This is a genomic window from Paramaledivibacter caminithermalis DSM 15212, assembly GCF_900142245.1.
GTDB classification, from domain to species: domain Bacteria; phylum Bacillota; class Clostridia; order Peptostreptococcales; family Caminicellaceae; genus Paramaledivibacter; species Paramaledivibacter caminithermalis.
Window position 1 is genome coordinate 63248 of record NZ_FRAG01000011.1, and the last position, 19864, is coordinate 83111.

Annotated in this window: 19 protein-coding genes; 6 read left to right on the top strand and 13 right to left on the bottom strand. The window is 30.6% G+C overall.

What is annotated here, in order from left to right:
* Nucleotides 1-456: 456 nt before the first annotated feature.
* Nucleotides 457-1176: a pseudouridine synthase gene (locus BUB36_RS06415; RefSeq protein ID WP_073148243.1), complete on the bottom strand. Its 720-nt coding sequence runs from the start codon at nucleotides 1174-1176 to the stop codon at nucleotides 457-459.
* A gap of 357 nt (nucleotides 1177-1533) precedes the next feature.
* Between BUB36_RS06415 and fba the strand changes: the two genes are divergently transcribed.
* Nucleotides 1534-2463, top strand: a complete 930-nt coding sequence (gene fba, locus BUB36_RS06420) for a class II fructose-1,6-bisphosphate aldolase (protein WP_073148190.1) — start codon at nucleotides 1534-1536, stop codon at nucleotides 2461-2463.
* Between the two features lie 62 nt (nucleotides 2464-2525).
* On the opposite strand, the gene BUB36_RS06425 is transcribed toward fba, so the two are convergent.
* The 4 genes from BUB36_RS06425 to BUB36_RS06440 all read right to left on the bottom strand — a co-directional run bounded on the left by BUB36_RS06425 (nucleotide 2526) and on the right by BUB36_RS06440 (nucleotide 6354).
* Nucleotides 2526-3248: an amino acid ABC transporter ATP-binding protein gene (locus BUB36_RS06425; RefSeq protein ID WP_073148192.1), complete on the bottom strand. Its 723-nt coding sequence runs from the start codon at nucleotides 3246-3248 to the stop codon at nucleotides 2526-2528.
* Nucleotides 3232-3888 (bottom strand): amino acid ABC transporter permease, encoded by a 657-nt coding sequence (locus tag BUB36_RS06430; RefSeq protein WP_330390441.1) that lies wholly within the window; start codon nucleotides 3886-3888, stop codon nucleotides 3232-3234. The genes BUB36_RS06425 and BUB36_RS06430 overlap by 17 nt, the downstream gene beginning before the upstream one ends.
* Before the next feature lie 245 nt (nucleotides 3889-4133).
* Nucleotides 4134-5435 carry a lactate racemase domain-containing protein gene (locus BUB36_RS06435; RefSeq protein ID WP_073148196.1) on the bottom strand — a complete coding sequence of 434 codons (1302 nt, stop codon included), beginning with the start codon at nucleotides 5433-5435 and terminating at the stop codon, nucleotides 4134-4136.
* 103 nt (nucleotides 5436-5538) lie between these two features.
* The gene (locus BUB36_RS06440) at nucleotides 5539-6354 is read right to left on the bottom strand and encodes a transporter substrate-binding domain-containing protein (protein ID WP_073148198.1); all 816 of its coding nucleotides are present in this window, start codon (nucleotides 6352-6354) and stop codon (nucleotides 5539-5541) included.
* Nucleotides 6355-6818: 464 nt separating this feature from the next.
* Between BUB36_RS06440 and BUB36_RS06445 the strand changes: the two genes are divergently transcribed.
* The gene (locus BUB36_RS06445) at nucleotides 6819-7739 is read left to right on the top strand and encodes a DMT family transporter (protein ID WP_073148200.1); all 921 of its coding nucleotides are present in this window, start codon (nucleotides 6819-6821) and stop codon (nucleotides 7737-7739) included.
* On the opposite strand, the gene BUB36_RS06450 is transcribed toward BUB36_RS06445, so the two are convergent.
* Complete coding sequence (locus BUB36_RS06450; protein WP_073148202.1) at nucleotides 7725-8879, bottom strand: aminotransferase class V-fold PLP-dependent enzyme; 1155 nt, start codon at nucleotides 8877-8879, stop codon at nucleotides 7725-7727. The genes BUB36_RS06445 and BUB36_RS06450 overlap by 15 nt on opposite strands.
* A 198-nt stretch (nucleotides 8880-9077) precedes the next feature.
* Here BUB36_RS06450 and yedE point away from each other — a divergent pair, with 198 nt between their 5' ends.
* The 3 genes from yedE to BUB36_RS06465 are packed head-to-tail and all read left to right on the top strand — an operon-like array spanning nucleotide 9078 to nucleotide 10610.
* Nucleotides 9078-10157, top strand: a complete 1080-nt coding sequence (gene yedE, locus BUB36_RS06455; RefSeq protein WP_073148204.1) for a YedE family putative selenium transporter — start codon at nucleotides 9078-9080, stop codon at nucleotides 10155-10157.
* Nucleotides 10150-10356, top strand: a complete 207-nt coding sequence (locus BUB36_RS06460) for a sulfurtransferase TusA family protein (RefSeq protein ID WP_073148206.1) — start codon at nucleotides 10150-10152, stop codon at nucleotides 10354-10356. The genes yedE and BUB36_RS06460 overlap by 8 nt, the downstream gene beginning before the upstream one ends.
* 14 nt (nucleotides 10357-10370) lie before the next feature.
* Nucleotides 10371-10610 carry a DUF3343 domain-containing protein gene (locus BUB36_RS06465; RefSeq protein WP_073148208.1) on the top strand — a complete coding sequence of 80 codons (240 nt, stop codon included), beginning with the start codon at nucleotides 10371-10373 and terminating at the stop codon, nucleotides 10608-10610.
* Between the two features lie 224 nt (nucleotides 10611-10834).
* On the opposite strand, the gene BUB36_RS06470 is transcribed toward BUB36_RS06465, so the two are convergent.
* The 3 genes from BUB36_RS06470 to BUB36_RS06480 all read right to left on the bottom strand — a co-directional run bounded on the left by BUB36_RS06470 (nucleotide 10835) and on the right by BUB36_RS06480 (nucleotide 15128).
* The gene (locus BUB36_RS06470) at nucleotides 10835-12031 is read right to left on the bottom strand and encodes a YibE/F family protein (RefSeq protein ID WP_073148210.1); all 1197 of its coding nucleotides are present in this window, start codon (nucleotides 12029-12031) and stop codon (nucleotides 10835-10837) included.
* A 228-nt stretch (nucleotides 12032-12259) separates the two neighbouring features.
* On the bottom strand, nucleotides 12260-13732 hold the full coding sequence (locus BUB36_RS06475; protein ID WP_073148212.1) for an alkaline phosphatase: 1473 nt from the start codon (nucleotides 13730-13732) through the stop codon (nucleotides 12260-12262).
* A gap of 487 nt (nucleotides 13733-14219) precedes the next feature.
* Nucleotides 14220-15128 (bottom strand): diacylglycerol/lipid kinase family protein, encoded by a 909-nt coding sequence (locus BUB36_RS06480; RefSeq protein ID WP_073148215.1) that lies wholly within the window; start codon nucleotides 15126-15128, stop codon nucleotides 14220-14222.
* Nucleotides 15129-15424: 296 nt separating this feature from the next.
* Here BUB36_RS06480 and BUB36_RS06485 point away from each other — a divergent pair, with 296 nt between their 5' ends.
* Complete coding sequence (locus BUB36_RS06485) at nucleotides 15425-15613, top strand: alpha/beta-type small acid-soluble spore protein (RefSeq protein ID WP_073148217.1); 189 nt, start codon at nucleotides 15425-15427, stop codon at nucleotides 15611-15613.
* Between the two features lie 64 nt (nucleotides 15614-15677).
* Here BUB36_RS06485 and BUB36_RS06490 read toward each other — a convergent pair whose 3' ends face one another.
* The 4 genes from BUB36_RS06490 to BUB36_RS06500 all read right to left on the bottom strand — a co-directional run bounded on the left by BUB36_RS06490 (nucleotide 15678) and on the right by BUB36_RS06500 (nucleotide 19800).
* Nucleotides 15678-15860, bottom strand: coding sequence for a hypothetical protein (locus BUB36_RS06490; protein WP_073148219.1), 183 nt, complete (start codon nucleotides 15858-15860; stop codon nucleotides 15678-15680).
* 35 nt (nucleotides 15861-15895) lie between these two features.
* Nucleotides 15896-16060, bottom strand: coding sequence for a hypothetical protein (locus BUB36_RS19635; protein WP_165613042.1), 165 nt, complete (start codon nucleotides 16058-16060; stop codon nucleotides 15896-15898).
* A gap of 271 nt (nucleotides 16061-16331) precedes the next feature.
* Nucleotides 16332-17717, bottom strand: coding sequence for a tryptophanase (locus BUB36_RS06495; RefSeq protein ID WP_207550771.1), 1386 nt, complete (start codon nucleotides 17715-17717; stop codon nucleotides 16332-16334).
* A 340-nt stretch (nucleotides 17718-18057) separates the two neighbouring features.
* Entirely contained in the window at nucleotides 18058-19800 is a 1743-nt protein-coding gene (locus BUB36_RS06500) for a sigma 54-interacting transcriptional regulator (RefSeq protein WP_073148223.1), read from the bottom strand.
* Nucleotides 19801-19864 lie beyond the last annotated feature (64 nt).

A 19864-nucleotide genomic window follows, 5' to 3' on the forward strand; every position in this document is an offset into this window, starting at 1 on the left:
GCTGTGAAAAGAATATATTCAAGACACTTAAAATTGAATTCTTTTCACAGTCTTCTTTGTTTTTATATAAATCCCTTAATTAACTCTACATAGTTAATTGTTTTTATAATATCTTAAAGAGTTTTAATATTTCATGTGAGTGATTTTTATAATTGCTAAGGAGCTCAAACTTTTTTTGAAAGAAATTGCATAGCTAAAATAAAGTACTAGAAGGAAAATTGAAACTATTGCCAGTAAAATATTGGTGCAAATTGTTTTTTCTAAACTTACCAGAAAGACCCTAGTACTTGCAACTTGGAACATGGAACTTGCAACTAAAATGCGTCGTCACACGCCTTTGTTCTAAAACTGTTTTCACCTTCAATATAATATAAAAAAGCAGGTTTATTACTTAAGCGGAAAAGAAATATTAAAACTCTCGCTATAAAAACCAGCATAATAGGTCTATTTATTAATCTACTTTGAAATACTGCTTTTTAAGACATTTAACTCCTCATCTGTCAATTCTCTATAGTCCCCTAAGTTCAATTTTTCATCAATTTTCAGTTCTCCCATTGCTATTCTCTTCAGATATTTTACTTCTTTTTGACGCTGTTTAAACATTCTTTTTACTTGATGAAATTTTCCTTCATATATGGTAAGCTCCACTATTGATATATTCCCACTTTCCTTGATAATTAGCTGCGATGGTAAAGTTTTATAGCCATCATCTAAAATTATACCATCTTTAAAAGCTTCAATATCTTCTTTATCAACAATTCCTTTTACGTGGGCATAATATGTCTTAGGAATATGTTTTTTAGGTGAAAGAATTTCGTGTGATAATTTTCCATCATTAGTTATAATAAGCAGTCCTTCAGTATCAATATCAAGTCTTCCCATAGGAAAGGGATTAAAAACTAAATATTTTTCTTCCAGTAAATCAATTACAGTTTTATGCTTATTATCGTATGTAGCAGATATTACATTTTGAGGTTTATTCATCATTATATATATATATTCTCTATATTCAACCTTTTCACCATTAATCTCTATAACACTTTCATAAGGATTGATATTAATGGAGCTTTTCTTTACCACTTCTCCATCTACTTTAACAGCTCCATGCCTGATTAGCTTTTTCAAATCCTTTCTGCTACCATATCCCATATTTCCAAGTATTCTATCTAATCTCATCATTTTCAAAGCCTTCACTCCTCATATAAATAATTACTTTATAACTATTTTACATTAACCTGCCAAGCTATATAAACGAAAAAGAAATATAAAAACTCCTGCGGTATAAAAACTAGCTTGACAGATTAGTTTAATATATTTTTGTATAGAATATACATAAAATATAATAATTATTTAAATTTTATTACAAATGCCATATATAGGCTAGTATTTTTATCTTTATTATTATATAATACTCGTGAATAAGATTCTAACTCAACATAAACTCAAATTATTCATAAAAACTTTCAACATTTTTTTATTTTCTTACATACTATGAATAATCTGGGATAATATTTTATAATAGGAGGTTATAATATGTCTTTAATTACTTCTACAGAAATCTTTAAAAGAGCCTATGAAGGTAAGTACGCAATTGGAGCTTTCAACGTTAATAACATGGAGATCATTCAAGGTATAGTTGAAGCTGCTAAAGAGGAAAAATCCCCTCTAATCTTACAGGTTTCCGCTGGTGCTAGAAAATATGCAAGACCTGCATATTTAAAAAAACTAGTAGAAGCAGCAATAGATGATACTGGTTTAGATGTAGTTCTTCATTTAGACCATGGTGAAGACTTTGAAATCTGTAAGCAGTGTATTGATGATGGATTTACATCAGTAATGATTGATGGTTCAAAGCATCCTTTTGAGGAAAACATTAAATTAACTAAAAGAGTTGTAGAATATGCACATGAGAAAGGCGTAGTTGTAGAAGCTGAACTTGGTAAACTTGCTGGCATTGAAGATGATGTTAATGTCAGCGAAAAAGACGCATCCTTTACTGATCCTGATCAAGCAGTTGAGTTTGTAGAAAGAACAGGTGTAGACTCATTGGCAATAGCTATTGGTACAAGTCATGGTGCCTATAAATTCAAAGGAGAACCTAATCTTGATTTTGAAAGACTTGAAAAAATTAGTAATCTGCTTCCAGGTTTCCCTTTAGTGCTTCATGGAGCATCAACAGTTATTCCTGAATTTGTTGAAGCATGCAATAAATACGGTGGAAATATACCTGGGGCAAAGGGTGTTCCTGAAGATATGTTAAGAAGATCCTCTAAGCTTGGAATATGTAAAATTAATATTGACACAGATCTTAGATTAGCAATGACAGCAGCAATCAGGAAGTTCTTAGTTGAAAATCCTGAAGTATTTGATCCTAGAAAATATCTAGGTGAGGGCAGAGATGCAATAAAAGAGATGGTCAAACATAAAATCAAGCATGTATTAGGATCCAGCAATACTTTATAAAAGCAAACTTAAAAGCCAGGTTTTACCTGGCTTTTAAGTTTGCTTTCTTCTAATACATGCTTTTATAATACCTTAGCCAAAAAATCCTTAGTCCTTGGATTCTTTGGATTACAAAATATTTCTTCTGGCGAACCTTTTTCAACAACCTTTCCTTCATCCATAAAAAGCACTCTTGTTCCTACTTCTTTTGCGAATCCCATCTCATGGGTAACAACTACCATGGTCATACCGTCTCCTGCCAGTTCCTTCATTACATCTAGGACTTCCCCAACCATCTCTGGGTCAAGGGCTGATGTCGGTTCATCAAAAAGCATTACATCGGGAGACATAGCCAAAGCCCTAGCAATAGCAATTCTTTGTTTTTGTCCTCCTGAAAGCTGATTTGGATAACTGTTTGCTTTGTCCCTCAAGCCTATTCTATCAAGCAGTTTGAATGCAATCTTTTCTGCTTCATCCTTTTTTATATTTTTTACATTTATTGGAGCTAATGTGATATTCTCTAAAACAGTTTTATGTGGAAATAGATTAAATTGCTGAAACACCATTCCCATCTTCTCTCTAAGCTTATTTATATCATTTCTTTGGTCTGTTATTGTTATTCCTTCAAAAACAATTTCACCACTTGTAGGATGTTCCAAAAGATTTAGACATCTTAGCAACGTACTTTTCCCTGAGCCGCTTGGACCAATTATTACAACAACTTCACCTTGAGTAATATGTTCATTAATTCCTTTTAAAACATGTAATTCTCCAAACTTCTTATGCAAATCAGATATTTGAATCACCAGCACGCAACCTCCTTTCAAGTATACCTACTAGTTTTGAAAGAGAAAATGTAATTATAAAATAAATAATTGCAGCTATAAATAGTGGTGTAAAGGGTTTAAAGGATATACCTCTTACTGTATCTGCATTATACATCAAGTCATGTATTCCTATAACCGATACGATTGCAGATTCCTTTACTAAAACAATGAATTCATTTCCTAGGGCAGGCAATATGTTTTTAAAAGCCTGGGGAATAATAATTAATCTCATCCCCATACTGTGGGTCATACCTAAAGACCTAGCCGCTTCCATCTGACCTTTATCAATCGATTGAATACCTGCTCTTATGATTTCAGCAACATAGGCAGCACTATTTAATGATACTGCTATTATACCTATGGATAAATCTGTGAATGGTATCCCCGTCACCTTAGGTAAGCCTATATATATAATGAATAATTGTACTAATAGAGGGGTTCCTCTTATAATTTCAATATAAGCCGATGCAATCATACTAAAAAAAGATTTTTTAGACATCTTCATTAAGGCTAAGAACACTCCAATAATAACACCAAATATAACGCCAAAAAGCGAAAGAAATAGGGTGATCCCTGTTCCATTAATAAAGAATTTATAATACTTTGATAAAAAGACCATGTCCACTGCTGCCACCTCCTAATAAAATTTTATTATTCTTTCCTCATTTGTAATAATTCTTGAAATTTATAAACTTTATCAAAGTCAAATTTGTTACCCATTGTAAAATTATACATCATATTTTATATTTATTCAACTACTTTTTTGTGGTGCTTTATATTGAGATATTTCTATATAAAACTATGCTTCAATTTAACTGACCAAGCTAGTTTCTACCTAAGGTGGTTTTATAAAACAATAAAATTTTATTTACTAACTTGGCAGGTTAATTTAGGAAGAGTATTTGCTCCACAAGGCATTAAATAGGTTTTTAAATTCCTTCCTTTTTCTTTGTAAGTAATTTCTAGAGCTTCATCGATAGTTGAAACTACTGGTATATTTATATTTTTCAGTATGCTTTTATCTATACCTGAGACAAAAATAATATTAAAGGATTTTGCTGCTTCAGCCATGCTATAACCAATATATTTTGCAACCGTAAAATTCTCTCTTACTGCTTTCTCTCTTTCAACATTATTTTCATAGTCCTGAATTATTTTTTGCAAATCATCGCTTCCAACACCTTCTACGCACTCACTTAAAATAATAATAGTACCATTCTCTTTTGCTGCTTCCTTGGCATTACTAAGTGTTTTCGTAGCTTGATATAAATCTATATCCTTTGGATATCCTCCTGATGATGCTATAACTAAATCGGCTTTTTCATTAATTACTACACCATCAATTTCATCTACTATCCTTCGTCCAATTTCATGGGCTTTAATATAATCACCTGCAACCGCTTTAATTATATTACCTTTTTCATCCATTATTACATTAAATAGATATGATGGTTTAACTAGCTTTGCAGCTTCAAGCATATCTTGATGAATAGGATTTGTAGCAGCATTACCACATCTAACCTTTAAGTTTGATCCTTCTCCTAATTTTTTATTTAAGGCTAAAGCATGATTAGCCATAATTGATTCATATGAAGATATCCCTGGAAGAATCGACTTTCTTCCTCCGCCCCAACCTGCCATATCATGATAAACAATAGCTCCAGTTATTATGATATGATCACATTCCAATGCAATTTTGTTTATACTTACTGGTGTACCAAAGCTTGTTGTTCCTAGATAAACCAAGTTATCTTTATCCATACAATCATGGTCAATTACTTGAAATCTTTTTGCTAATTTTTCACCTAATAAAATCCCATGCTCTTTCTTTGTCTGCTTTCTATGGGTTCCTGTAGCACAGAGAAAAATTATATCTTCTTCTCTAATATCTGCTTTTTCCAATTCCTCAACAATATATGGAAGATAAAAATTCATTTTCTGCCAAGCTCTTGTGATATCAGAAATAACAATGCAAACTTTGTCTCCCTTATTGACAATTTCCCTTAATTTATTACTTTCTATTGGTTTGTCAAGAGCCTCAAGCACTACTTCCTCTTCTGTTTTATTTCTAATTTCTTTATTACTCGCAATAATTCCAAGTAAATTTTCCTGTGGTATAGAAACATCTATTTTAGTTTTTCCATATTTCATACTTATTGTTTTCAAACTATTTCCTCCTCATCGTATCACCTATGTAAAATAATCATTGCATAGTAAAAAAGACTCACTTTGTTAGAGTCTTTTTTACTATATATTTAATTTCTCATCTTTATTCTGAATCAGCTAATTCAGTTGCTTCAGAAACGAATTGATCTATTTTACCTTCATTTATCAATCTTTCTAATGTTTGATTAATCGCTTCAAGTAATTCCTTGTTTCCTTTATTTACCGCTCCGGCTACCCCTTCTTCTGTTCCGAAAGATATCTCAGGAACAAAAAGGTCTGGATTGCTTTTAGCATATGCAGTAGCCACTGGCTTAACTAATACTATAGCATCAATTTTATCGTTTGATAGTTCCAATACTAAATCAGTAATTTTACTAAGGGATTTTACTTGTGCCCCTTCGATTCCTTTTGCTATTTCTTCTTGTATTGTTGATTTTTGAGCTCCAACTACAGCGCCTTTAAAATCTTCCTTTGTTTTAAATTTATCTGCATCTTCAGCTTTTATTAAGATACTTTGCTCTGCTTGATAGTATTGCTTAGTAAAATCAACGCTTTGTTCTCTTTCTTCAGTTGGTACCATTCCTGCAACGATAAAGTCTATTTTATCTGCTACCAAGGCGGCTAATAATCCATCGAATTTCATATCTTTTATTTCTAATTCAACACCAAGATCTTCAGCAATTGCTTTAGCAATTTCAATGTCAAATCCTACAATTGTATCCTTACCATCGATTTCTTTGTGAAATTCATATGGTGGATAATCTGCAGCTGTACCCAATACAATTTTTCCATTGGATTTAATTTGAGATAACTTTGATTCTTGAGATGTTTTTGATTCTTTGCTACATCCTGCAAATCCTAATACTAGGGAAAATATAAGCAAAATAGCTATAATTCCTTTAACTTTAGTTTTAAACATATTTATTCTTCCTCCTTATTTTTAAAATAATCATCATCTTCGTAATATTATACATATATTTTAATAATTATGCAAGTATATATTTATATTTTCTTATTTTTTTATTAGTTGAGAAACTTGCATAATTAACACTAATAATTTTGAAATACAATATGTAGATATCTTTCTTGGCTCTCTCTACTACATTTTGTACTCCAAAATTCTTTAAATGTATTATGCAATTTCCTCATTTATATAGTAAATCCTATATATATATATTAAAATTCAAAATTTATTTATAATTTTTAATACTCTATAATTCCTTCATTTCACCATATGTAAATTATGGTTTTAAATATTTATTATTGAAATTATTATTATTGATGATAGAATAATTATAATTGAAGAAATTGCATAATTTAATTTGAAAGTTTTAAAATACGCTATATTAAATATCTAGTATTAGTAACCTTAGGAGGTATATTATGGGTTTATCAAAGTCTGCAAAGGGAGTTATAATGATTTTATTAGCTGGTTGTCTGTGGGGGACAGTTGGTTCTATAGTTAAAATACTTAATTCTTATAATATATCTTCACAAGCAATTGTATTTTGGAGAGTTTTCTTGGCATTTATAATTTTATACTCCTATATATATATAACTAATAAGGATTTATTAAAAATAGATAAAAAAGGTATATTGTATGCAGCTCTAATGGGGCTTATTTGTCAAAGTGTATTTAATACCCTTTATTTTACAGCAATAGAAAAAACCACAATATCAACTGCAGTTATTCTATTATATACATCTCCTATCTTTATTATTATTATTTCTAAAATATTATATAAGGAATCCTTTACAAAGTATAAGGCCTTATCTCTTATTACCTGCGTTATAGGATGCTTTTTAACTGTAACAGGTGGAAATTTTAAAGCTCTGGAATTTAATATTACTGGTATTCTTTGCGGTATAGGGGCAGGTTTTACATATAGCCTATATACAATCTTTAGTAAAGGTACATTAGAAAAATATAATCAATGGACTATGACAATATATATGCTGGGTTTTGGTTCCTTATTTATACTGTTTATATCCAAGCCTTCTGACATTTTTTTTATAGATTATAATCTAAAGGTTTCTTCTATATTCTTTTGTATCGCAATACTAACAACTATAATGCCATATACCCTATATAGCACAGGGTTATCCTATGGAGTAGAATCCTCAAAGGCTGGAATTATAGCCACAATTGAGGTTGTAATGGCCGTAACGATGTCTTTTCTTTTTTTTAATGAAACTATTATAGGATGGAAATTATTGGGTGTATTTATGGTTTTACTTTCTGTATTAATAATTCGATTTGATAAAATTAGATCACAACCAAACGGGGATTTAGATTGTTCTTGATATTTCTTTTATAGCATTTATTGTATAATTTACTTCCTCAACTGTATTAAAATGACTAAAGCTAAATCTCACTGTCCCCTTTGGAAAGGTTTTTAATGTCCTATGGGCACTTGGAGCACAATGCAAGCCACATCGTGTCATAATTCCAAAAACTTTATACAGCTTATAGGAAATTTCAGCGTTATCATGCTTTGGAAAATCCAAGGATACTAGAGCTGTTCGGTTGTTTAATGTTCTCTTACCTATTAACCTTACCCCTTGGATATCAGAAACTTCATTTAGGAATTTTTCCAATAAATGTAATTCTTTTTCCTTAATAGCTTCAATACCTTCTTTAAGTATGTATTTTAGTGAAGCATTTAATCCAAATATACCAGGTATATTCATAGTTCCTGCTTCGAATTTATCAGGCATATACTGGGGTTGAATCTCCTGTTCAGATAAACTGCCTGTCCCCCCTTCAATAAATGTATCCATTTCCTTAACTAAACTATCATTTATAATAAAGCCTCCAATCCCCTGCGGCCCTAAAAGCCCTTTATGCCCTGTAAAAGCAATAGCATCAGCCTTTAAATTCCTATAGTCCACATTTAAAAATCCTGCTGTCTGAGCTGTATCGATGATAAAGACTAATCCCTTCTCACTGCATATTTTACCAACCTCTTCAAGATTTAAAATTGTACCGCAGACATTGGATGCATGGGTCATAATTACTGCTGTAGTATTTTTCTTTATATGCTTTAATATATCCAATGGATTTAGTTCTCCCTCTTCATTGCATCTTACCTTAGTATATTCTACACCCTTATTGTTCAATGAATTAATCGGTCTCATAACTGCATTGTGTTCCATTGAGGAAACAATAATATGGTCCCCATATTTACATAGGCCCTTTATTAAAACATTCAAGCTTTCAGTAATATTTTTAGTAAATACTACATTTTCTGGCTTATCATAATTAAATAACTGGCATAATAACTCCCTTGTCTCATATACAATATTCTCCGCTACAAAGGATGACGCATAGGCTCCTCTATTCACATTACAACCTATTTTGTTTAAATAATTAGATATACTTTCAACTACCCCTGGTGCTTTAGGAAATGATGTTGCTCCATTATCCAAATATACTCCATTCATAATCTCACTTCTCCTTAAATTTAAAATTTTCTACACACTTGAATTATATAAAATTTTTATACCTATTACTATTTCTTATAAGTTATTTCTATACATATGCCATAAACTATAAAAATTATCAATTTAACTTAATAATCTTATATTGATAAAATTATTATGTGATAGTTTTTTCCAAATTTATGAAAAGGGGGCTTTTTTATGAAAGAAAAAAAAGGTATTATTCTTACAGGTGCCGTTGTCGGCATAATAGCGGTTTTACTAGTAAAGTTTGGCAATCCTCAAAATATGGGATTTTGTATTGCATGCTTTATTAGGGATATTTCTGGTGCTTTAGGCTTCCATAGAGCAGCCGTCGTTCAATATCTTAGACCTGAAGTAATGGGATTAGTTCTAGGGGCTTTTTTAATGGCATATGGAAATAAAGAATTCAACTCCAAAGGTGGATCTTCGCCCTTCACCCGATTTATCCTTGGCATCATTGTAATGATTGGTGCTTTGATATTCTTAGGTTGTCCACTTAGGATGGTTTTAAGAATTGCTGGTGGAGACTTAAATGCTATTGTAGGCTTAGTTGGATTTGTTTTAGGTATAGGATTAGGTATCGTATTTTTAAATAAAGGCTTTAATCTTAAAAGAAGCTATAGATTATCAATGGCTGAAGGTTTTGCATTTCCAATAGTAAATGTTCTACTAATTATATTATTGCTTACAGCTCCTACTTTGCTTTTTTTCAGTGAAAAAGGACCAGGTTCAATGTCTGCACCAATATTATTATCTCTAGCAGCTGGTTTAATAGTTGGATCTCTTGCTCAGAGGACAAGATTATGTATGGTTGGAGGAATCAGGGACTTAATTTTATTTAAAGATACATATCTAATCTCTGGATTTATTACTATAATATTATTTGCTTTGATAGGAAATATTGCACTTGGTTATTTTAAGCTGGGCTTTGCTTCACAACCTGTAGCCCATGGAGATGCTCTTTGGAATTTTTTGGGAATGGTGCTATGTGGCTGGGGCTCTGTTTTATTAGGAGGCTGCCCATTGAGACAGCTTATTCTTGCTGGTGAAGGAAATACTGATTCTGCTATTGCAGTTATAGGCATGCTTGTTGGTGCTGCTATTGCACACAACTTCAAGCTAGCTTCATCACCAAAAGGACCTACTCCACAGGGCCAAATTGCTGTAATAATTTGCTTTGTAATCCTAGGATTAATAGCTTATTTAAACTCAGAAATGGCTACACATAAAAAGAAAGGAGATGTTTCCATTGGCTAAAATCGATGTTAGAGGAATGTCTTGTCCTCAACCAATTCTTATGACAAAAAATGCTATAAAATCAAATCCACAGAGTATAGAAGTCCTTGTAGATGATAATACAGCTAAAAACAATGTTTCAAGATTTTTAAAAAATTCAGGTTATCAATTAACTATTGAAGATATGGACGAAGAGTACTTAATCCGTGCTAAAAAATAGGATGTGACTCAGATATGAAAGAATATATAGCATTATTTTTTACACATTCGGGAGCAATTAAATTTCAAAGATTTTCTAAAAAAAATAATATTGATTGCGAATTAATGCCTGTTCCTAGAAAATTAAGCTCCAATTGTGGAGTATGTGCAAGGTTTAATTTTGACGGTAATATAAATGATTTAATAAACGAAGAAATAGAACAAATATATGAAATAATTAATGATGCTTATAAATTAATTTATGAAGAAAAATAAATATACATGTTGTGATAATTTTTATCGCAGGGGTTTTAATATTTTCTTTTCATTCATGTAATAAACCTGTTTTTTTATATAAATTTGAACAAAAACCAGGTTTATAAAAATCACTCAAATAAAATATTAAAATCCCCTAAGATATCTCAAAAATAAAATATTTTACTTTATAAAATTAATTAATAATGGGTTGTCTCACAAACATATCTTGAGACACCCATTTTTTATCTTACTTTTAATTTTTCTTCAGCAGTGTTAATTACTGTTTCTTTATTCTTCCATTCATAGGTTTTTAAAGCTCTAAAAATGCTTTTGAATTCCGTAGAATATATCCAGCCAGCAAATACTGCAGTCAATGGAGCAACTAATACAAGTCCTATACTTCCAACTACAGTCCTCATGATCTCTGCGCTAACTATCTTGAGGTTAATTATTCTAGAAAAGCTGGACTCCTTTGTCATAAATAGCATTAGTAATGTTAAGTATCCACCTGAATAAGCTAATAGCAATGTTGTAGTCATTGTTCCAATTACTGCCTTGCCAACGTTGAATCCCGATCCAATTAACTCTCTACAATCTATGTCAGGTTTCTTTAGTTTTATTTCCTCCATAGAAGCAGAAACATCCATAGCTATATCCATTGCTGCACCTGAGGCTCCAATAATTATTGCAGCATAAAAAATATGTCTCATATTTAAATCTAAATGTCCACTAAAAAGCAGTGTCTCTGCAAAGGGAGCAGTCATTCCATAAAGTTCTAATTTGTTTCCGAAGAATATGGTTATTGCTATAGTAACTAATAGTCCGCTCATAGTTCCCACAAACGCCGAAAAGCCTTTTTTGGTAAGACCAGCAACAGAGAATATAATAATTGCTGATAGCAGTGTTAATACAATAGCCGTAAGCATCAAAGGCTCTTTTCCTTCTAATAATCCTGGTATTAAAAATTTCCATATAGCATATAGGCTTGCTACAAAGGAAAACAAAGCCCTTAGTCCAGTAAATCTAGCATAAGCAATTAAGCATACTACAAAAAATCCAAAAAGTATTAGCTGCCATCCTTGTCTATATATATCTATTGCTTTTACATCCTTTATTTCATTATTTTCTTCTAATATACCTATTATAATTTTATCTCCTATTCTATAAAAATTATCAAAATCTAGCTTGCCAACTAATTGGTTAACTGCTTTTACTTTTTTTCCCTTATATTTTCCATTTATAATTTCAACTTCTAAGTTTTGATAACCTATCTTTGAAATTCCTGACTTAACAACATCTGATTCATCGGTTGCCAGTACCATTGCCTTTGCTTCAAATTGAGTATGTAGATCCTCTTGTTTCCAATTATCATTAATTAATATTCCTATCACTAAAACTACGAATCCCATTATCCACAAAATAGCTAAAGCCTTTTTCACATGATTCACCTCAAAATATATTATTTTGAAACTATCTAAAAATAGCCGAGATACTTTTAATCTCAGCTATTTTTTAATTATATTTATAAATATTTACATGAGAAACTTGCATAATTAACACTAATAATTTTAAAATAGAATATGTAGATAGATTTCTTGACTTTCTCTACTACATTTTGTCCCCTAAAATTATTTAAATTTATTATGCAATTTCCTCACATATATAAATTACTTAGTTAACTCAAATCCCATTAAGTTAGCCATAGCCTTAGCGATTTCAGTATTATCTTTATATCCTCCAAAGTTTTCAGCACCCTTTCCAATAGCAGACATCGGAATAGAAGTCGCTGAATGGGCATAAGTAGTCCATTGTATATTTGTTCTTTCAGAAATAATATGGGTAGTAGTTACTGCCACAGGACAGTAATAATTTGGTCCATAGGTTACAAGGTCATAATCTTCTTTTTTACTATCCTTTATATCCATAGCCTTGATAATTTTTGCCTTTTCTTCTTCTGTTAAATCATTTAAACCAAAGTTTTCTGCTATATATTTGAAATAAGCTTCTTTATCTCCATCATATTTATCTATTAACACATCCTCTACAGATGCTTTAACATCCTTTAATCCATCTACTTTTACAAAATAGTTTTTACCAAAGCCTAATCCCATTCCGCCAGTTTCATGGTCTCCAACTACAACTATTAAGGTTTCTTCTGGATGTTTTTGATAAAACTCATATGCCTTTGCGATTGCATCATCAAAAGCTAATGTATCATGTATTGATCCAACTGCATCATTTGCATGGCATGCATGGTCAATTCTTCCACCTTCTACCATTAAGAAAAATCCTTTATCTGCTTTAGATAATAATTCGATCCCCTTTTGAGTAATCTCTCCTAAGCTTGGACTTTCATCAGTTTGTTTTCTATCTATCTCATATGGTAAATGTGAGTATGCTAATGTAGCTATTACCTTATCACCCATCTTAGGTTCATACTTCCTAAATGCTGCAGAATCATCCTTGCTTGCAAAAACCGTATACCCCTTGTTATTAAATTCAGTTAATAGGTTCCTATCATCAGTTCTCTTTGATTTTCCCCACTTCCAATTCTGTGGAACAAAATGTCTGTTTCCACCACCTGCAAAATAATCAACACCACTTTCTAAAAATTCAACAGCTATATCATTTTCATTATTTCTGCTTGCATTGTGTGCAGCAAATACTGCAGGAGTAGCATGGGTAAGTCTTGTGGTAGTAACAATTCCAGTAGCCATTCCCTTCTCTTCGGCTAGCTCTATCAAGCTCTTTACTGATGTACCATCAGGCTTTTGAGAAATCATACCATTATTTGTTTTATGTCCTGTTGCCAATGCAGTACCCGCTGCTGCTGAGTCAGTTACTAAAGTATCTGCTGAATATGTAGTATTGATTCCTGCCACAGGCAAGGTATTCATTAATAGCTTTGCATTTTTGTCGCCAGTTACTTCTTGTTTATAATACTCTGCTATTTGTCTTTGGGCTGCTCCCAAACCATCACCAATAAAATAAAATACATACTTAGGTGCATTTTCAGCAGCTTCAGCTTCAATAGATTTAAATAGTTTATTACCATCGAAGCTTGTTAATCCATTTGCCACAATAAGTCCAATTAGTAGCACTGCAACTAAAAATCGTGTGAATAAATTTTTCTTGAACATCCTGTAACCTCCTAGAATTTTCTTTTAAATTTAGAAGTTATTAAAATAATTTCTCTTAGAAAAATCCAGCATAAAATCAAAGGTATAGAAATTCCTAAGATTTAATTTAATAACATCTATTGATAATTTAACTCACTAATGTAAACTCTTCGTTAAGATATTATTAATATTAAGTAAAATTTTCCAGTTGCTCATTAAACTTGTTTCCAACTTCAATATCATATAAAAACCAGGTTTATTACTTAAACGAAAAGTTAATATTAAAACTCTAGGATAAAAACTAGTACAATAAGTTAAATTAACCTCTTTTTCTATAGTTGGCTATTATGTCACTCTAAAGAAATTTTCTTTATTTAATAAGTTTGCTCAGTTCATAAATGTAATAAAAAAGATATAAAAAAAGAAAGGTATAATTCTTATATGATAAAAAATTAAGATAGAATAAAATTAGGAATACCCGTGAAGATTAATTCTACACGGATATTTTCTACATATTACTGTTAGGAATAAAGAATTTTAACGCAGAAGGTAATATTTCGAATTTCGCTGGTAATGGTCCCCCATCTTCTCCATCAATATCTAAGTGTATATCACATTCCTCTAAACATGTAACAGTAAGATTATCAGTTTGAAAATATCTTACACTTTCATTATTTATATGTTCTCCTCTCAATATTTTTAAAAAACTAGCTGCTGTATCGAATATATCTGATTTCTTAAATATACATACATCGAATTTACCGTCATCTAATCCAGCATGGGGTGCAATTCTTTTAAATCCACCAGCAGATGAAGAATTTAATACAGCAAATAACAATACATCCTCTTCAAAAAATTCATTATCATACTCAAATCTATATTTAATTGACTTAATAAGCTTTTTTGGTATATCTTTAATCCCCTCGGCATAATAGGCAAATTTGCCTAAAATGGTTTTCGAGGCCACCGTTGCCTTTAACGGAACATCTGTCATTATTCCAGCTGCTGCAACATTAATAAAATAATTATCATTATTTTTACAAACATCTATATCAATCAGTTTTCCATGCCTGAACATGTTACAAATTCCATCAATTTCATAGGGTATATTTAAATAATTAGCAAAATCATTAACAGTTCCTGCAGGCAAAACTGTTATAGGTGTATTTATACCTGCCTTCACAACTCCATTTACTACTTCACTTAGGGTTCCATCTCCTCCAACAGAAATTATCAAATCGTATTGGCTCTCCTTTATTTTCATTACCTCATTAAAAGCATCATTTTTTCCCTTTGTATCAAATTTATCTACACATTTAAAAACTCCCTCTAAAACTAGTTTTCCAACTATTATTTCAAGGTATTTTTGCAAAGTAATCCTACCAGAAGATGGATTATTAATAATTTTCACCTTCATGTCATAGTTACCTCCAATATACATAATAAGTCATTTATCTTTAATATTTATTTTAAATTATATAGATATTCCAGTAAAACAGTTAATTTATACATATCAAAAACCCTTAAAAACTCTGGATATTTTGATATGTATAAATTAAAATCTTTACTTAAATTCCTATATTAAATAGTTTTTACAAAAGGTAATTATTTAATTTGTTCAAATAATAATTCTATTTGAATTTTTTTCGAGATTTTGGTTATATTAATGTTAAGGTAGTTTTGCAAATTTATTACTATTTGGGAGTTGTTTTAATGTCCAAAAACAAATTAATAGTTCCTGAAGCTAGGGCTGCTTTAAATCAGTTTAAAATGGAAATGGCTAAAGAATTAGGCATAAGTAATTACAATCCTTTGAATAATGGATATTTAGCTTCATATCATACTGGTCGTATCACTAAAAAATTAGTTGAAATGGGAGAAAAACAGTTATTAGATAGATAATAATAAAACTTAGCGATTAATAGCCCTTTGATTTTCCTCAAATTACTCTACAATAAGAAAAGACCTAATAATTGATATTATGGTTCTTTCTAAGCTTTATATATAAAGTAGGTTTGAATAAATACATATTTTCAAGCCTATTATTTTTTTCTATTTCCTCGGCAACTACCGCTCCTTCTATTAGACCCTTTTTTTGCAGACCCTCTACAATTACCATGTCCTCATCTTCTTCCCATGGCTTTCTCATGGCATTATATGCCTTATATGATTATAAGGAGAGTACTATTTTGACTTTTTTACTTCATAAATTACTAAAGCATAAAAGAAATCTTCTGTTCTAAACATTTTTATATCAACAATGTTAAAACTCTCATTTTTCATAAGCCACTCATTAATATTATCCTCCAATCTCAGTGATCTGCTACTAAATATTTTAACCTGTCTCAACACACATTCCTCCTAGTTCTATTTAGTATTAATTATGAGGAATTGATTGAATTTATTACTTATGTTTTTATTAATTTTATACTGAAGATAAACAACTTCAAGATTTTTCTGTCATATAAATAAAAAAGAAAGCAGCAAAATATCTTGCCACTTTCTGTTAGATGAGGAAATTGCATAATACATGTAGTATGTCTCTGTAGATTCTAAAACTATATATAGTAGATAGTTTTTGCTGAAGGTAATTATGCAATTTGCTCAGATAATAATTCAATTATTTAACTGGTCTTAGTCTAGCTGTAAAATGTCTTAGAACCTTTGGTTCATATTCAAACTCTAGTCCAACTAATTTATCAGCATTTTTAAATACTTCTATTACTGCATCTGCAACAACATCCATATGTCTATTTGTATATACTCTTCTTGGAATAGTAAGCCTCATAAGTTCAAGAGGTGATTCTAAATTTTCTCCTGTATCTGGATCCCTACCTAATAAGAAGGATCCTATTTCAACTGGTCTTACTCCCGCTTCTAGATATACAGCATTACATACTGCTTGAGCTGGAAATTGATAATACGGAATATGTGGGCAAATCTTCTTACAATCTACAAAAACTGCATGACCTCCTGTTGGATATTGGATTGGTACCCCAGCCTCCATCAATCTATCTCCAAGATATTTTACCTGTTCCATTCTATAATCTAGATATTCAAATTCCAATGCTTCTTCTAAACCCACTGCTAATGCTTCCATATCTCTACCTGATAATCCACCATAGGTTGGAAATCCTTCAAGGGGTACTACTGTAGATCTACATGCTGTATATAAATTTTCATCATCCTTTATTGCAATAAGCCCCCCCATATTAACCAAGCCATCTTTTTTAGAGCTCATCATCATTCCATCTGCATAGCTGAACATTTCCCTTGCTATTTCTCTTATAGATTTATCCTTATATCCATCTTCTCTTATCTTAATAAAATACGCATTTTCAGCATACCTTGCTGCATCCATAAATACCTTCAATCCATATTTTTCTGCTATTTCCTTTACTCCCTTTATATTTTTCATTGAAACAGGCTGTCCACCAGCTGAATTACATGTTACTGTAATTACTATACATGATATATCCTCTATATTATGGTTCGCTATAAAACTTTCCAGCTTTTCTAAGTCAAAATCTCCTTTAAAATCATCATATTCTGTAGTGTTAAAAGCCTTTTCGTCTATTAAGTTTATAGCTCTACCACCAGAAAGCTCTACATGGGCCTTTGTAGTATCAAAATGCATATTGCTAAGTACATAATCGCCAGGCTTCTTGATTACATTTGGAAATACTACTTGTTCTGCACCTCTACCTTGATGGGTAGGTATTACGTATTTATATCCTGTTATGTTCTTTACAACTTCTTCTAATCTATAAAAACTTCTACTTCCTGCATAGGACTCATCTCCCATCATAAGAGCTGCCCACTGTCTATCACTCATAGCACCTGTTCCACTATCGGTCAATAGGTCAATATAAACATCCTCTGATTTTAATGCAAATGGGTTGTATCCTGCTTCTCTTAGGCTTTTTTCTCGTTCTTCCCTAGGAATTAACCTAATAGGTTCTACCATTTTAATTTTAAAAGGTTCTGCTTTTCTTATCTTCATCATTTTGACCTCCTAATTTTTTAGATATGGAATTTACATAGTAAAACTTAATTCATACATGCACAAATACGCAATGCTTCTAGACGTTTTGGACATGTATAAATTAATGTCTTTACCTAAATTCCTATATCATTTCTAAGTTTAATATTATAATGTATTATTAAAGCAATAATTATGCCAAAGATCATTTCTTCTTTAATTCCTTTATTTTCAAAGGATTAATGATTGCTTTTTAGCTAAATAAAAAAAATAATGTAAAATATTTTTACACTATTTTAAAAACATCTCTATAAATTCCTTAAATTGCAATGCATTTCATTGATGTAATGTTTCGTTACATGTTTCATAGTTTTACATTATATTTCTTTATCATCCTATATATAGTTGGTCTAGAGACTCCTAATATTTCAGCAGTTCTTTTTTTATTCCCCTTTGTTTGCTTTAACGTTCGTATCAATATTTCTTTATTTATTTCCTGCAAATCATTCTTAATGGAATTACTTGCACTTTCTAAGCTTATACCTGCCTTTATTAAATCATCTTTAGTAATTATATCCTTATCACATATGAATAATGCTCTGGCAATAATATTTTCAAGCTCCCGTATATTACCAGGCCAATGATAATCACAAAGTAGCTTCTTCCCTTCTTTATCTATTTCTTTTATATTTTTACCCATATCCATACCAATCTTTTTTGTAAAATAATCCGCTAAAATCAATACATCATTTTCCCTTTCTCTCAGGGGAGGAATCTCTAGGAATAAAACCTTTAACCTATAATATAAGTCCTCTCGAAATTCACCCTTTTTAACCATATTATATAAATTTTTATTGGTAGCAGCTATTATTTTTACATTTATTTTTATAGGCTTATTTCCTCCAATTCTAAATAAAGTTCTGGTTTCCAATACCCTTAGGAGTTTAGCTTGTGTATGAAGTTGCATCTCTCCGATTTCGTCAAGGAAAAGTGTTCCCCCATTAGCAAGTTCAAATTTACCAATTTTACCACCTTTTTTTGCACCTGTAAATGCACCTTCTTCGTAACCAAACAGCTCACTATCCACAAGGTCCAAGGGGAAATTTGCACAATTTAAAGCTATAAATGGTTCATTCTTCCTTCTACTGTAATTGTGAATAGATTGAGCAAATAATTCCTTTCCTGTTCCACTTTCACCTTGAATATATATATTTGCATCGCTCAAGGCAAAGCTCTTAGCTAGCCCTATCTTCTCTTTTAAAATACTGCTTTCACCTATAATATTTTCAAATTTATAGGTAATATTCTGTCCTACAAGTGTATTAGCCAGCTTAGTCGTTCTTTTAATACCCCTAAAAATATCTATTGCTCCTATAACTTCTTTTTTATTATTAAATACAGGATAAGAAGAATTAATCAAATGTATCGTTTTATTATTTTTTCTTGGAAAATAATCTACATCTATAATACTTTTTTTCTCCAATAGTAGTTTTGATAAAATAGGTTTATATTCAGGTGATATTTCCTTTTTCCCATTTACTATATCTTCCTTATTAAAACCTAAGATTTCACAGCAAGCTTTATTTACATAAGTAATACGACCATTCCTATCACAGGTAGAAATCCCCTCATCAATAGAGTCTAAGTATTCCATTAAAAAATTATTTTTTTTATTATATTCATGTAAAATTTCAATAGATTTATTAATCTTAAAAGCAATATCTTCTACTAAAACTTCAAAACTATCACTTTTGCTATCTATAATATAGCAAAGTCCATAACTTATTTCTTTATTCTTGTTACTTTTCACCTTAAGATAATAAACCGAAAAATTTTTTTCTGTATATTTAATAATCTTACCGTTGTTTATTTTTTTATCCAATGGCAGTTTTAATGTTCTGCCAATAAAATTTGAGACATGTTTATTAACTTCCTTTATGTTAATTACAGTATTGTGGTCATCTAATAAGAGTAAAATACCATTTAGTTTATCGAAATTTATATCATAAAGTCTAAAGGAAGTATTTACTATTTCAAATTCTTTATTATACTTTCTATCATTTTCACATAACATTGAACTTAAATATTTAATTATTTCAGTACACATATTTTTAACACCTGCTTCTAAATAAACAATCCTATATTTTTCTAAATATTTAAATTTTTATATA

Bases quoted from the DNA above. Each gene is read 5' to 3' on its own strand.
- fba (WP_073148190.1), top strand. From the start codon at position 1,534: ATGTCTTTAATTACTTCTACAGAAATCTTTAAAAGAGCCTATGAAGGT.
- BUB36_RS06450 (WP_073148202.1), bottom strand. From the start codon at position 8,879: ATGAATGGAGTATATTTGGATAATGGAGCAACATCATTTCCTAAAGCA.
- BUB36_RS06495 (WP_207550771.1), bottom strand. From the start codon at position 17,717: ATGATGAAGATAAGAAAAGCAGAACCTTTTAAAATTAAAATGGTAGAA.
- BUB36_RS06430 (WP_330390441.1), bottom strand. From the start codon at position 3,888: ATGGTCTTTTTATCAAAGTATTATAAATTCTTTATTAATGGAACAGGG.
- BUB36_RS06415 (WP_073148243.1), bottom strand. From the start codon at position 1,176: ATGAGATTAGATAGAATACTTGGAAATATGGGATATGGTAGCAGAAAG.
- BUB36_RS06445 (WP_073148200.1), top strand. From the start codon at position 6,819: ATGGGTTTATCAAAGTCTGCAAAGGGAGTTATAATGATTTTATTAGCT.
- BUB36_RS06440 (WP_073148198.1), bottom strand. From the start codon at position 6,354: ATGTTTAAAACTAAAGTTAAAGGAATTATAGCTATTTTGCTTATATTT.
- BUB36_RS06465 (WP_073148208.1), top strand. From the start codon at position 10,371: ATGAAAGAATATATAGCATTATTTTTTACACATTCGGGAGCAATTAAA.
- BUB36_RS06485 (WP_073148217.1), top strand. From the start codon at position 15,425: ATGTCCAAAAACAAATTAATAGTTCCTGAAGCTAGGGCTGCTTTAAAT.
- yedE (WP_073148204.1), top strand. From the start codon at position 9,078: ATGAAAGAAAAAAAAGGTATTATTCTTACAGGTGCCGTTGTCGGCATA.
- BUB36_RS06490 (WP_073148219.1), bottom strand. From the start codon at position 15,860: ATGAGAAAGCCATGGGAAGAAGATGAGGACATGGTAATTGTAGAGGGT.
- BUB36_RS06500 (WP_073148223.1), bottom strand. From the start codon at position 19,800: ATGTGTACTGAAATAATTAAATATTTAAGTTCAATGTTATGTGAAAAT.
- BUB36_RS06480 (WP_073148215.1), bottom strand. From the start codon at position 15,128: ATGAAGGTGAAAATTATTAATAATCCATCTTCTGGTAGGATTACTTTG.
- BUB36_RS06475 (WP_073148212.1), bottom strand. From the start codon at position 13,732: ATGTTCAAGAAAAATTTATTCACACGATTTTTAGTTGCAGTGCTACTA.